The organism is Flavobacterium sp. W20_MBD1_R3, from assembly GCF_052119725.1.
Lineage (GTDB): Bacteria > Bacteroidota > Bacteroidia > Flavobacteriales > Flavobacteriaceae > Flavobacterium.
The window spans coordinates 36,094-50,335 of record NZ_JBGQOR010000007.1; the positions used below are offsets into that span (position 1 = coordinate 36,094).

The window sequence follows — 14,242 nt, forward strand, 5'->3', positions numbered from 1 at the left end:
CATTTCTAAATGCATTGATTATGAAAAAATTCGATTTGGATATTCCATTATCCTCAGTAACCTTAAAAGGAGATCTAGTGATTCCTGAAAATGCAACCGGAATAGTTGTCTTTTCACACGGAAGCGGCAGCAGTAGATTTAGTTCCAGGAATAGAATGGTGGCAGAGTTGGTACAGAAACAAAACATCGCCACATTTTTGTTCGACTTGCTTACGGAAGAAGAAGATCGTGTTTATGAAAGCCGGTTCAATATTGATTTACTAACCAATCGGTTGATAGAAACGACACAGTGGCTTTTGGAGAATGGAGATACAAAAAGCTTAGCTATAGGTTACTTTGGAGCCAGTACCGGAGCAGCATCAGCATTACGCGCAGCAGCCTATTTTAAAGAAACCATAAAAGCGGTAGTATCTCGTGGTGGCCGTCCTGACCTAGCCATTACAGAATTGCCGCTGGTAACCGCTCCCACTTTACTCATCGTGGGCGGTCTCGATGTTCCCGTCATTACCATGAACAAAATGGCCTATGATCAATTAGAATCCACAAAAGACATGAAAATAGTGGAAGGGGCAACACACCTCTTCGAAGAACCAGGAAAACTGATGGAAGTGGCTGATTTAGCCATTGACTGGTACAAAAAGTATTTAACGCAATAGCAATCTGACTGCAGCATAGTAAGATAGAACCTAAATTTTAGGGATGACTTATTCTCTTTGAATCATACAATTTAAAAAACAACTATCATGGTAACAGTAAACACCTATATAACCTTTAACGGGTATTGCGAAGAAGCATTTGTATTTTACAAATCCATTTTTGGTGGTGAATTCTCTTATTTTGGAAGATTTAAGGACATGCCAATGACGGATGGCAAAACCTATCCGCCTGCAGAGGCAGAAAAAATAATGCATGTTTCCCTGCCAATAAGTAAAGAAACGGCTATCATGGGAAGCGACAGTTTTGAATCCTTTGGAACTGAAACCATTTATGGCAATAACTTTTCGCTTTCCCTCAATACTCAAAGTAAAGAAGAAGCAGACAAGCTTTTCAATGCCCTTTCTGACGGCGGAAAAATCACAATGCCTATGGAAAACACCTTTTGGAATGCCTATTTTGGAACATTTACCGATAAATTTGGAGTCAATTGGATGGTCAATTTTGACTTGGTTTAGGGAAAATAAAATAGGTACCACACAAATATTAAATAGTATATTCAGCCACGGATTTCCCGAATTTACATTAATTAATTCGTGCCATTCGGGGCTGTCTTTTTGCAAATTGATCTTGAAAAAAAGGAAAGAACAACTATTACTAAAAACAATCGCTTTTTTCCCTAAATTAGTTCAATCAAAATAAATGCTATGAAAAAAATAACCAAAGAAGATATCAGTCAGGAAGTATTTGACTTATATGATGATTACGCCCACAATAAAATTGAAAGAAGACAATTTGTCGAGAAACTATCCTTGTTTGCGGTAGGGACACTCACGCTACCCTCACTCCTGAGCTTTATGACACCCAATTACGTGGATTCCACATTAATAAAACCTGGTGATCCGCGGTTGAAATCAGAATTCATCACCTATGATTCTCCAAAAGGCGGAGGAAAAATTAAAGGTCTGTTATCGCAACCCACAGAAACCACAAAAAAACTACCCGGAATCATCGTGGTACACGAAAACCGTGGACTCAATCCCTATATTGAAGATGTAGGCCGAAGAGCCGCCGTGGAAGGATTTATCACATTGGCACCTGATGCTTTATCTCCATTGGGCGGATATCCCGGTAATGATGATGCGGGAAGAGAATTACAAACAAAACGCACCCGTGAAGAAATGCTCGAAGATTTCATTGCAGCTTACAAATACTTAAAATCACACAAAGACTGTAACGGTCACATTGGTGTAGTAGGATTTTGTTTTGGCGGTTGGATCGCTAACATGATGGCAGTCAGGATACCAAAATTATGTGCCGCGGTTCCGTATTACGGCGGACAACCCACAGCCGCGGAAGCCGAAAAAATAAAAACGCCTATTATGGCGCAATATGCCAGTTTAGATACCCGCGTAAATGAAGGCTGGCCTGCTTATGAAGCCATTCTTAAAAAGAACAAAGTAGAAAATATTGCTTATTTTTATGAAGGCGTGAATCATGGTTTTCATAACAATACTACGCCCAGATACGATGAAAAAGCGGCCACTTTATCGTGGACAAGAACCATTGATTTTTTCAATGAGAAATTGAAGAAATGATTTTTAATAATGCAAAAGTCCAGTAGATAGATCTATTTTTTGTTTGTTTAAAAAAAACACTTTCAAAACAGAAATGAAATACTACTTAAAGAGCAATAACTATGATCTTAAATTGATCTCGTCCTTAGTGACGAATTAATCTGTGCACATCTGTGAAATCTAAACAAAAATTCAGAACTATATAAAAACACGATAGTAGCGGGTAGCCGCTGCTCATACTTGCCTTATTTTATAAAGCAACACTATCTAACAAAACATCCTATTTAAGGAATTTATACGCACGTACCCGTTCATAACTCCTGTAGATTTTTTTTTAATACTAATTTCTAAAGTCCTAATTTGCACCCTTAAATCAGTAGTAAAAAATGAAGGTCTGTATCGCCGAAAAACCAAGTGTAGCACGTGAAATAGCAGCTGTTTTAGGTGCCAATACCAAACACGATGGTTATTATGAAGGCAATGGTTATGCCGTGACTTATACTTTTGGTCATTTATGTACGTTGAAAGAACCGAACGATTACAAACCGCACTGGAAAAGTTGGGATTTAAACAACTTACCCATGCTTCCAGACAAATTTGAGACCAAAGTGGTTGAGAATTCGGGAATCCAAAAGCAATTCAGAATTATAAAAAGCTTGTTCGATAAAGCTGCGTTGGTCATCAACTGCGGAGATGCCGGACAAGAGGGAGAACTCATTCAGCGCTGGGTAATGAACGAAGCTAATTACAAAGGCGAAGTACAGCGCTTATGGATTTCGTCACTTACTACCGAAGCCATAAAGGAGGGCTTTCAAAACTTGAAGCCATCTGCTAATTACGATAATTTATATTACGCAGGATTTTCCAGAGCCATTGGTGACTGGTTATTGGGTATGAATGCCACGCGTTTGTACACCGTGAAACATGGCGGTTACAAACAAGTTTTGTCTATCGGAAGGGTTCAAACTCCAACTTTAGCGATGGTCGTAGACCGATTCAAAGAAATTGAGAATTTCAAACCACAACCGTATTGGGAACTGCAAACCTTATATCGAGAAACGCTTTTTAGTTATGAAGAAGGACGTTTTTTGAAAAAAGAAGATGGGGAACTTCTTGCGCATAAAGTGAAAGAAAGTGAATTTGAAATTTGCTCTGTCGAAAAAAAGAATGGTAATGAGTTTGCTCCAAAACTATTTGATTTAACTGGATTACAGGTGTATTGTAATACCAAATTTGGATTTACAGCTGACGAAACCCTCAAAATTGTCCAGACTTTGTACGAACAAAAAGTAGTCACGTATCCCAGAGTTGACACGACGTTTTTGCCCAATGATGTCTATCCAAAAGTGGCTGGAATATTGAAAAACTTGACGAATTATGCTGCGTTGACGCAACCTCTTTTGGAAAAAAAAATAAAAAAATCGCCTAAAGTTTTCAACGATAAAAAAGTAACCGATCACCACGCCATTATTCCAACTGGCATTCAATCCAACTTGCAATACAATCAACAGCAAGTATATGACATAATTACAAAGCGATTTATAGCTGTTTTTTATGACGATTGTTTGGTTGCCAATACGACCGTTATTGGAAGAGCAGCCGATGTACTGTTCAAAACCACTGGAAAAGAAATCTTAAAAAAAGGTTTTCGCGTAGTTTTTGAAGACCCAAATGCCAAAGAAAAAGAAGCCGACATTTTACCGAGTTTTGTTGTAGGTGAGAAAGGGCCGCACGAACCTACGTTTTTAGAAAAGGAAACCAAACCACCCAACCAGTTTACAGAAGCCACTTTATTACGTGCCATGGAAACCGCCGGTAAACAAGTTGACGATGAAGATTTACGCGAATTGATGAAAGAAAACGGTATTGGGCGTCCTTCCACAAGAGCTAATATTATTGAAACGCTTTTTAGACGGCAGTACATCATTCGGAACAAAAAACAGGTCTTGCCAACACCAACGGGTATTCAACTGATTGATACGATTCAAAATGATTTAGTGAAATCTGCTGAATTGACGGGTTCTTGGGAAAAGCAGTTGAAAGATATTGAAAAAGGAACCTTTACGGCGGGTGCATTTATCAAGAACATGAAACAGATGGTTGAAACATTAGTGTATGAAGTGCGCAGTGAAACCAATCGTGCTAATATTTCGCATGTGGGAAACAATCAAAAAGAAGTCATACCCATAGAAAAAAAGACAGCGGCAGGAATTTTGGCAGAAGTCTGTCCGAAATGTAAAAAAGGGACACTCATCAAAGGAAAATCTTCTTTTGGATGTTCCAATTATAAAACGGGTTGTACATTTTTGTTACCTTTTACTTTTGCTGAGAAGAAGATATCTGAAAACCAATATCTTAGATTGCTCCAAAAAGGATCTACGGTAAACTTAAAAGATTTTAAAACAGATGCTGGCGTTGTAGAAGGTTTACTTCGTTTTGATGACAATTTTAAACTCAAATTAGAACCCAAAAAAACTTTGGCGAAATCCATACCAGATGAATTAAGTTGTCCAAAATGTAAAAAAGGAATCGTTCTTAAGGGAAAAACGGCTTATGGTTGCAGTCATTATAAATTAGGCTGCGATTTTAAAGTACTTTTTGATGTAGTTAGAACAAAACTAAAAGATCAAAAACCAACGAAAGAATTGGTTTATACTATATTGAATGAAAGTGTTTAAATTTTGTTTTAACCATATAGGACATAGAAGAAAGTCAGTTTATTTGTCACATTGGCAAAACAGAAGGTAAGCTAAACATTCTTTATGAACTATGCAACTTTCCTTAAATGAACTGTTTTTTTCCTTTATTCTATTTAAATTATAAACTTATATGACTTATATGGTAAACCTTTGATTCCAAAACTAAAAAGCGATGTTATTCTAATTTTTCTTAATTTAGCATTTCAAAATAACACCAAATATTTACACCAATGTATCAAAAAACAACTCTTCTTATGTTTTTACTAGCCCTTTTTTCCTGTAAAGAATCGGATGCAAATGAAAAAGAAAAAATAAAAGCTGCGAATTGGATTTTAGGGAATTGGGAGAACAAATCAGTTGATGGAAATCTAACTGAAAATTGGAAAAAAGTAAATGACAGCACCTATGAAGCAAAATCATATTTGATTAAAGAAAAAGATACACTGCACGTTGAATCTATAATTTTGCAACAAAGAGGCGAAGAACTATCGTATTTAGCTGCTGTACAAGGACAAAACGAAAATAAACCAGTCGCTTTCAAATTAACCACTGAAACGGAGAAACAATTGGTTTTTGAAAATCTAAAACATAATTATCCTCAAAAAATAAGTTATACCCAAATTACTCCGGGTAGTTTAACGGCTAAAATTTCTGGAATTCAACATGGAAAACCAAGTTCCGAACAATTTTCAATGAAAAAAATAAAGTAAAAATTTAACATTTACGCCCTAATTCTAACCTTGCTCGAAATAAGCAAGGTTTTTTTATGCCGTTAAAAAACTGCCTTACAAGGATCTACAAGTTAATTTTAAATATTATATATAATTAGTCTAAATAAATTTTGTTAAAACAAAAAGCACTACTATATTTGCGATGTTATTTTTAATTAATCTAAATAAATGAAAAAGATACATTCCATTTACCTGTCTGTTTTACTTTTTGGCGTAACTGTCACTGCTCAAGAAAAAAAAGAGCAAAAAAAAGATTCTATAAAAACGTTGAAAGAAGTGATTATAAATACCAACAAATACAAGTATAAAAGAGAAAAAAGTACCACAGTTTCTAAGATGCCTTTGAACAATATTGAAAATCCACAGGTTTACAATACCGTCACCAGCGAATTAATGAAAGAACAAGTGGTCACTAATTTCAATGATGCCTTAAAAAATGCAACTGGAATCACACGCCTTTGGGAATCAACCGGTCGTGGCGGTGATGGTGCCGAATTTTATACAATGAGAGGTTTTTCGGTTCAGCCAACTATGATGAATGGACTTCCCGGAATCAATAACGGTAGTATTGATCCTGCCAATGTGGACAACATTGAGGTGATCAAAGGACCTTCAGGAACTTTATTTGGAAGTAGTTTAATTTCATACGGAGGCTTAATAAACATTGTGACTAAAAAACCATATTCAAGATTTGGCGGTGAAATCAGTTATAATGCCGGATCATATGGTATGGATCGTCTTACTGCTGATGTGAATATCCCACTAAACACCGATGTTTCCGTACGAATCAATACAGCCTACCAAAAAGAAAATTCGTTTCAGGATGCTGGTTTTAGCAAATCCTTTTTCTTTGCACCTTCCTTGAGTTATAAAGTTAGTGATAAACTTTCCTTCTTGATCAATACCGAATTCACCAACAGAAATTCATCAAATGCCCCAATGCTTTTCTTGAACAGAAATTCGGCTCTATCATTTGATTCGATGGAATTATTTGAAAATAACTATACGAAATCGTTCACTTCAAACGAGCTGTCCATAAGCAATCCTAGTTATAATTTACAAGCTCAAATGTTTTATAAACTATCGGATCAATGGACTTCACAAACGGTATTATCCAGAAGCAACAGTAAAACAAATGGCTATTATTCCTATTTATTTGATGCATCAAACGGAAATGATTTTACGCGATCAATTTCTAAAAGAAACGGAGAAACTTTAGCAACGGATCTTCAGCAAAATTTCATTGGAGATTTTAAAATTGGAAAATTAAGAAACCGATTGGTCGCAGGGGTTGATTATTATAAATCCGACATTCAAAACGGTAGCACCGGCTGGGTTGGAAACGGGATTGTTTCCTTAAAAGATGGATCAGATACCGGAGATTTGACCCAAGCGGGGGTTGACAATTTATTAGTGGGTTCGTTTGAAGGAAATACAACTGCTGAAGTTGAAGTAGTCAGTGCGTACGCTTCGGATGTGTTGAATGTCACCGATAAATTATCTGCCATGGTCAGTTTGCGCGTCGATCATTTCAAATCGACAACAGCGACTGAAGAAAGAAGCCAAGCAGCAGTTTCACCAAAATTTGGTCTAGTTTATATGTTGATCAAAGATAAGGTTTCTGTTTTTTCCAATTACATGAATGGTTTTGTGAATGTGACACCAAGAGAAGTTTCAGAAGTGGATGGCTCCAATCCCAGAATAAAATCTTTTGACCCGGAGCAGGCCAATCAGTATGAGTTTGGATTAAAAACAAACTTATACAAAGACATCATTTCGGCATCAATCAGCTACTACAACATTGATGTAAAAAACCGATTAATGACCGATCCAAGCAATATCAACAACACAATTCAGGGTGGTGAAGTAAACAGTAAAGGAGTGGAAGTTAGTTTTACAGCAAACCCAATGAAAGGATTTAATGTAATCGCTGGATTTAGCAATAATAAAAGTGAAGTTACAAAAGACAACCCGGGAGATGGATATTTAGGCTTAAGACCTGAAGAAGCCGGACCGGAAACGCTAGTGAATTTTTGGGCAAATTACACCTTAACTTCAGGAAAATTAAAAGGCTTCGGTCTTGGATTTGGCGGAAACTATGCTAGTGAATACAAAACGTTGAACAGAGCAAATATCGGAACATTTGCCTTACCAAGTTATACCATATTAAATTCGGCTTTGTCGTATTCAAATGATAAATTCAATTTAGCTTTAAAATTGAATAACCTATTAAATGAAAAATATTATTCTGGCTGGTCCACTGTAACACCGCAACGATTGAGAAGCGTTACGGCAGGTTTGACGTATAAATTTTAAAATTCCCAAATCGTTTTGTTTAACTAAACTACTCCTTTCCTGGTGGAGTTTAATCCATTTTTAATGAAAAATAATACCTTAAAAAAAGCAATCCTAAAAATCCATCTTTGGCTTGGCTTGGCCTCTGGAATCCTTGTTTTTATAATTGCTATCACGGGATGTTTGTATGCATTTCAGGAAGAAATACAAGATTATACGCAGGAGTATCGGTTTGTTGCAAAACAGGAAAAACCATTTCTATTCCCTTCGCAATTAGAAGAAATTGCCCGAAAAGAAATTCCAAACAAAGTGTTACATGCCATAAAATACAATGGTTCTGTCAAATCAGCGGAGGCCATATTTTTTCATTTCGAACCTTCCTATCATTATATTGTATACCTTAATCCATATACAGGTGAAGTCCTTGAAAAAACCAATATGGAAGAGGGGTTTTTCAACTTTATTCTTGACGGTCATTTTTATCTTTGGCTGCCTCATGAAATTGGACAAACTGTTACAGCATCGGCAACGTTAGTTTTTTTGCTCCTGTTGATTACAGGCTTCATACTTTGGTATCCAAAAAATAAAAGCGCTGCCAAACAACGGTTTTGGTTTAAATGGAAAAAAGGATTAAAATGGAAACGCAAAAACTATGACTTGCATAATATAACTGGCTTGTATGTGCTTATAATTGCCATTATTTTCGCAATTACAGGATTGGTATGGGGTTTCCAATGGTTTGCCAATTCTTATTATACGATTCTTGGTGGAGAAAAATCATTGGTTTATGAAGATCCAATTTCGACAATGAAAACGAAAATAGTCGAAAAACCGTTGGATCAAATTTGGACTTTGATGCAAAAAGAATATCCAGAAGCAAAATCTATAGAAGTGCATCCACCGGAAAGTGCCAGTTCCTCAATTGCGGCGAATGCAAATCCTGACGACGGCACCTATTGGAAAATAGATTATCGTTATTTTGACCAATATAGCCTAGAAGAACAAAAAGTGGAGCACATCTACGGAAGGTATAAAGAAGCTAAAATTGCCGACAAACTCATGCTTTTAAATTACGACATTCATACCGGTGCCGTTTTTGGCTTAGCCGGAAAAATATTCGCCTTTCTAATCAGTTTATTAATTGCGAGTCTTCCGATAACCGGATTTTATATCTGGTGGGGAAGAAACCGAAAATCAAAAGTTAAAATTTAACATTCACTACTAAAATCAAAATCTTTGCCTAAAAAGCAAAGATTTTTTTTGGCTTAAAATTCTGTTTTTCAATACACTATAGAATATCTTAAATCACTATTCATATTTAATCTAAATAAATTTTGTTAAATCAATTTCAGATTATATATTTGCGTCGTTATTTTTAATTATTCCAAATAAACAGTTATGAGAAACATTTTAATACCCGCTTTAGTCCTGTTATTCAGTTTCAGCGGCCTTGCACAAGAAACAGCACAAGCAATTGAAAATACAGCGACCACGGATACATTTGATACCGTCTTAGATACCATCAAAAACAAAAAAGGAGGAATTCTTAAAGAAGTAATTGTAACCCCAAATCAGCATAAAAAACCACTATCAGCGGTACGATCTGGATTAAAACCCATGGATATTCCACAAAGTATTCAGGTGATTGGGAGCGAGATTATTGAACAACAACAGGCCATCAGACTAAGTGACGTCATCAAAAATGTAAATGGTGTATACGTGGGTTCCGCCCGAGGTGGCGCACAGGAATCCTTTTTCTCAAGAGGATATGACATGTCTGCCAATAATATGTTTAAAAATGGATTTCGTTTTAACAGTGGTTCAATCCCCGAAGTTTCTTCATTAGAGAAAGTAGAAGTCCTTAAAGGAAGTGCCGCATTATTATTTGGGAATGTTGCTCCGGGAGGAATCTTGAATATGGTGACCAAAACACCTTCGTTTAAACAAGGAGGAGAAATCGCATTGCAAATGGGAAGCTACTCTTTTTACAAACCCTCTATTGATATTTACGGTCCCTTAAATGATAATATTGCCTATCGATTCACCGGATCTTATGAAAATTCAGAAAGCTTCAGAGATAATGTGACTAAAGAGCGGTATTATATCAATCCCTCTTTTCTTTTTAAAGTGAGTGCCAAGACTGAAATAATTGTACAAGGAGATTATTTGCACGATGACTGGACTCCGGATTTTGGTACTGGAATCATCGAAAAAGATATTGTTGAACTTCCCCGAAACACTTATTTAGGAGCGACTTGGTCTAATGGACAAACAAAACAAGCCACCGTATCTACCTTGGTAAAACATGACTTTAACAACAATTGGAAGTTAAACTTCAATGCCTCATTTCAAAATTTCGACAGAACTTCAAAAGGAACGGAACGCATTCAGCCAGCAGCAAACGGAGACTGGAAAAGACCCTTAGGGCAAAACAAAAATTTGGAACAAATAATTGGAGAACAATTCAGCCTCCAAGGTAACTTTAAAACCGGAAAAATAAAACACCAATTGTTTACCGGTGTTGATATGGAAAATGCCTATACACAAGCCTATACTTTTGCTTTTAGCCCAACAACCTATGGCAGCGGGAACATATTTGATTTCGAAAATTTTGATCAAGGCGGTGCAATACCGGATGCAACTGCAACCAGAATCGTAAAAACAGACACGAATCGTTTTGGGATCTACGCCCAAGATTTAATTTCAGTGACAGATAAAATAAAAGTTTTAGCAGGAATTCGTTGGTCCTGGCAGGAAGCAGAAGTAGCAACAACTGATATCCTTAAAAATACGGTTACAGAGACTCCAAAACGAAAAGACCAAGCCTTCACTCCAAAACTAGGACTTGTATTTCAACCTGCAAAGAACATGTCTCTTTTTGCAAGTTACTCCAATTCGTTTACGCCAAATACTGGAACGACAGTAGATTTAAAAGCCATTAAACCATCCATAATAGATCAATATGAAGTTGGAATTAAAAAAGATTTCTGGAGAGGAATAGTAAGCACAAATGTAACGGTTTACCAAATAACCAATAGCAATTTAGCACAAACTGCTGAATTTAAAGCCGATGGTTCCAGCAATATCGATACATCGATAAAAATTTTAAGCGGCGAAACTACCAGTAAAGGGATAGAATTTGACATTATTGCAAAACCATTAGAAGGATTGAACATCATAGCCGGTTACAGTTATAATGACATGCGCTACACTAAAACATCCGGTTTAAAAGGAAGTTTTATAGAAGGAGATCGTTTAGCCAGAACTCCCGCTAATACCGCTAATCTAAGCTTTTTCTATACGTTGCCTTCCGGAATATTAAAAGGAGTATCGGTTGGAGCTTTAGGAAATTATATTGGAAAAAGAGTAGGCGGCTGGAACAATCAAATAGACAGCGCCTTACCTAACGGGATTTATGACCGCGAAATTCCAATAAATGGATACACCACAATTGATTTATCAGCAGGCTACAGCTGGGAAAAATTCTCTCTTTTATGCAGATTGTCAAATATTACAAATGTCCTGAACTACACCGTTCACGAAAATTATAGTGTAAATCCAACAGCGCCTCGTCAAGTGATGACTAGCTTAAAATATAAATTCTAATTAAACCTTTTTCTGAATAAAAAGTCTGATTCATAAATCATTTCATAAAATTTAAACCATGAAAAAAATAAAAGCAAGAAATTTACACCGTGATTTAGGATATTTCTATATCGGATTAATTGTTTCATTCGCCTTCTCAGGACTTATGATGAACCACAGAGAATACTGGCATCCTGAAAAATACACTACCGAAACCAAGGCTATCCAAGTTAAAATTTTTGCTGAAAATGAAATTACTGAAAAATTTGCAGAAGATTTAGGCAAACAATTAGGCATCGATGATAAAATGAGACGCCAGATGGTAAAAAAAGGAATCTTTAAAATATCTTTTGAAAAGCATGATGTCGAAATTGACCTGAAAACTGGAAAAGGAGAAATTGTTTCCTTCATTAAAACTCCAATCATCAGCCAAACGATGAAATTGCATAAAAATACGTCGAATTTTTGGATTTATTATTCTGATATTTTTGCGATCAGCTTAATCATAATCGCCTTAACAGGAACGGTAATGATCAAAGCCGGAAAATTTAGTTGGAAAAACAGAGGCTGGAAACTGGCCGTTGCCGGAATTATATTTCCGCTGATTTTCCTGTTTTTACTGGGATAATATCTAATCTTCAAAAGAAAAAAGTAACCTCGTTTAGAAATAAACGAGGTTTTTTATTTTGACAAATAAAATCACGTTTTTTACATATATTTGACTTAACAATTGATTTATAAATACTTACTAAATTTTTTACAATGAAAAAACCACTATTATTATTTGGGACATTTTTATTACTGATAATTACTTCTTCTTGTAAAGATGAAAAAAAGGATGAAAAGGCACGAATTCCAGAACAATATGCTTTAGAGGATTTGTACAACACGAAAGACGTAAGTGCATCAGGATTTAATGTTGATGAGACAAAAATACTGATAACGAATAACGCAACGGGAATCTATAACGCCTATGAGTTAAACATTTCAGATACTACAGCAATAGCGTTGACAAAATCGACAAATGAAAGCATTTTTACAATAGATTATTTACCTGGAAGTTCTAAATTTATTTATTCTGCTGATGAAGGTGGAAATGAGAATTCCCATTTGTTCTTAATGGATCGCAATAACTCTACTCCAAAAGATATTACTCCGTGGAAAAATAGTGCCAATAGTTTTTTTGGCTGGAGCCAAGATAAAAAAAACATGTATATCTCTAGCAACAAAAGAGATGTGAAATATTTTGATTTATTAAAACTAGACACTATTTCTTGGAAACCAACTGTTTTATACCAAACAAATTCTGACTTATCGCCTTCCTTAATAAGCAAATCCGAAAGATACATTGCATTAAACAAGTCAATTACGACTGATAAAAACGAAATGTATTTGTATGATCGAAAAAACAAAACAACAAAACGCATCAGTACTGATAAAGAAGCCAACTGGAACCCAATGGCTTTTGAGAAAAACGATAGTATTATGTATTATTCAAGTAATGAGGATACAGAATTCAGCTATTTAGTTAAGTACAATATCAATACTGGAAAATCAGAAAAAATATTCGAAGACAAATGGGATATCAATTATATGTATTTAAGTAAAAATGAAAAATACCGTGCCATATTCATTAACAATGATGGAAAAAACAAAGTCTTACTTTTTGACCATGCAACTGGAAAACAAATTAATCTCCCTGCATTTAATGATGGGGATGTTACCAATATAATAATTTCTAATAGCGAAAACAAACTATTGCTCACCGTAGGCAGTAGCACAAGTCCTGCAAACCTTTATTTTTATGATATTCCTTCTAAAAAACTAAAACAACTCACCTCTGTTTTAAACAAAAAAATAAACCAAAACGATTTAGTAACAGCAGAAGTAGTTCGTTTTAAATCATTTGATGGGAAAGAAATCCCAGCAATTTATTACAAACCAATACAAGCATCCAAAGACAATAAAGTACCAGCATTAATATGGGTACACGGTGGTCCTGGAGGGCAAAGTCGCATTGGGTATTCAAACAGTATTCAATATTTAGTAAATCGCGGCTATGCCGTTTTAGCTGTAAATAATCGCGGAAGTAGTGGCTATGGCAGAACTTTTTACAAAATGGACAATAAAGACCATAGCAATGGAGATTTAAAAGACTGTATTTGGGGTAAAAAATGGCTTGTAGAACAAGATTATATTGACTCAAATGCCATTGGTATATATGGAGGAAGTTATGGAGGATCTATGGTTCTTGGCGCATTAGCATTTCATCCAGAAGAATTTAAAGTAGGTGTTGATTTATTTGGTGTTGCTAATTGGCCGCGAACACTAAAAAGCATCCCTCCATTTTGGGAATCTTTTAGAAAAGCGTTGTATGATGAAATGGGAGATCCTTATACTTCAGATAGTATTAGACTAAAAAAGATTTCACCCCTTTATAATTATGACAAAATAAACAAACCTCTACTGGTTTTTCAAGGCTCAAATGATGTCAGAGTACTTCCTATTGAAAGTAATGAAATCGTAGCCGGTGTTAAGAAAAACGGAGTTCCCGTGGAATATATCGTGTTTCCAGATGAAGGGCACGGTTTCCAGAAAAAGGAAAATCAAATTACTACCACAAAAACAACTTTAGCTTTTTTAGAAAAACATTTAAAAACGCATAAAAAATAATCGTTATCTAAAAGAAAAATCCCATCTC

Annotated in this window: 10 protein-coding genes; all 10 read left to right on the top strand. The window is 35.6% G+C overall.

What is annotated here, in order from left to right; translation table 11 throughout:
- Nucleotides 1-20 precede the first annotated feature (20 nt).
- The 10 genes from ACEN2F_RS10605 to ACEN2F_RS10650 all read left to right on the top strand — a co-directional run bounded on the left by ACEN2F_RS10605 (nt 21) and on the right by ACEN2F_RS10650 (nt 14,214).
- Nucleotides 21-656, top strand: coding sequence for a dienelactone hydrolase family protein (locus ACEN2F_RS10605; RefSeq protein WP_441738857.1), 636 nt, complete (start codon nt 21-23; stop codon nt 654-656).
- A gap of 87 nt (nt 657-743) precedes the next feature.
- Complete coding sequence (locus tag ACEN2F_RS10610; RefSeq protein ID WP_441738859.1) at nt 744-1,172, top strand: VOC family protein; 429 nt, start codon at nt 744-746, stop codon at nt 1,170-1,172.
- 189 nt (nt 1,173-1,361) lie between these two features.
- On the top strand, nt 1,362-2,252 hold the full coding sequence (locus ACEN2F_RS10615; protein WP_441738861.1) for a dienelactone hydrolase family protein: 891 nt from the start codon (nt 1,362-1,364) through the stop codon (nt 2,250-2,252).
- 365 nt (nt 2,253-2,617) lie between these two features.
- A complete protein-coding gene (locus ACEN2F_RS10620; RefSeq protein WP_441738864.1) occupies nt 2,618-4,909 on the top strand; it encodes a DNA topoisomerase 3 in 2,292 nt (763 codons plus the stop codon).
- Between the two features lie 275 nt (nt 4,910-5,184).
- Nucleotides 5,185-5,640, top strand: a complete 456-nt coding sequence (locus ACEN2F_RS10625) for a DUF6265 family protein (RefSeq protein WP_441738866.1) — start codon at nt 5,185-5,187, stop codon at nt 5,638-5,640.
- A gap of 189 nt (nt 5,641-5,829) precedes the next feature.
- Nucleotides 5,830-7,977, top strand: coding sequence for a TonB-dependent siderophore receptor (locus ACEN2F_RS10630; protein WP_441738869.1), 2,148 nt, complete (start codon nt 5,830-5,832; stop codon nt 7,975-7,977).
- A 63-nt stretch (nt 7,978-8,040) separates the two neighbouring features.
- Nucleotides 8,041-9,168, top strand: coding sequence for a PepSY-associated TM helix domain-containing protein (locus ACEN2F_RS10635; RefSeq protein ID WP_441738871.1), 1,128 nt, complete (start codon nt 8,041-8,043; stop codon nt 9,166-9,168).
- A 186-nt stretch (nt 9,169-9,354) separates the two neighbouring features.
- Nucleotides 9,355-11,562, top strand: coding sequence for a TonB-dependent siderophore receptor (locus ACEN2F_RS10640; RefSeq protein ID WP_441738874.1), 2,208 nt, complete (start codon nt 9,355-9,357; stop codon nt 11,560-11,562).
- A 58-nt stretch (nt 11,563-11,620) separates the two neighbouring features.
- Entirely contained in the window at nt 11,621-12,169 is a 549-nt protein-coding gene (locus ACEN2F_RS10645; RefSeq protein ID WP_441738876.1) for a PepSY-associated TM helix domain-containing protein, read from the top strand.
- 134 nt (nt 12,170-12,303) lie between these two features.
- Nucleotides 12,304-14,214, top strand: a complete 1,911-nt coding sequence (locus tag ACEN2F_RS10650) for a prolyl oligopeptidase family serine peptidase (protein WP_441738879.1) — start codon at nt 12,304-12,306, stop codon at nt 14,212-14,214.
- The last annotated feature ends 28 nt before the right edge of the window (nt 14,215-14,242 follow it).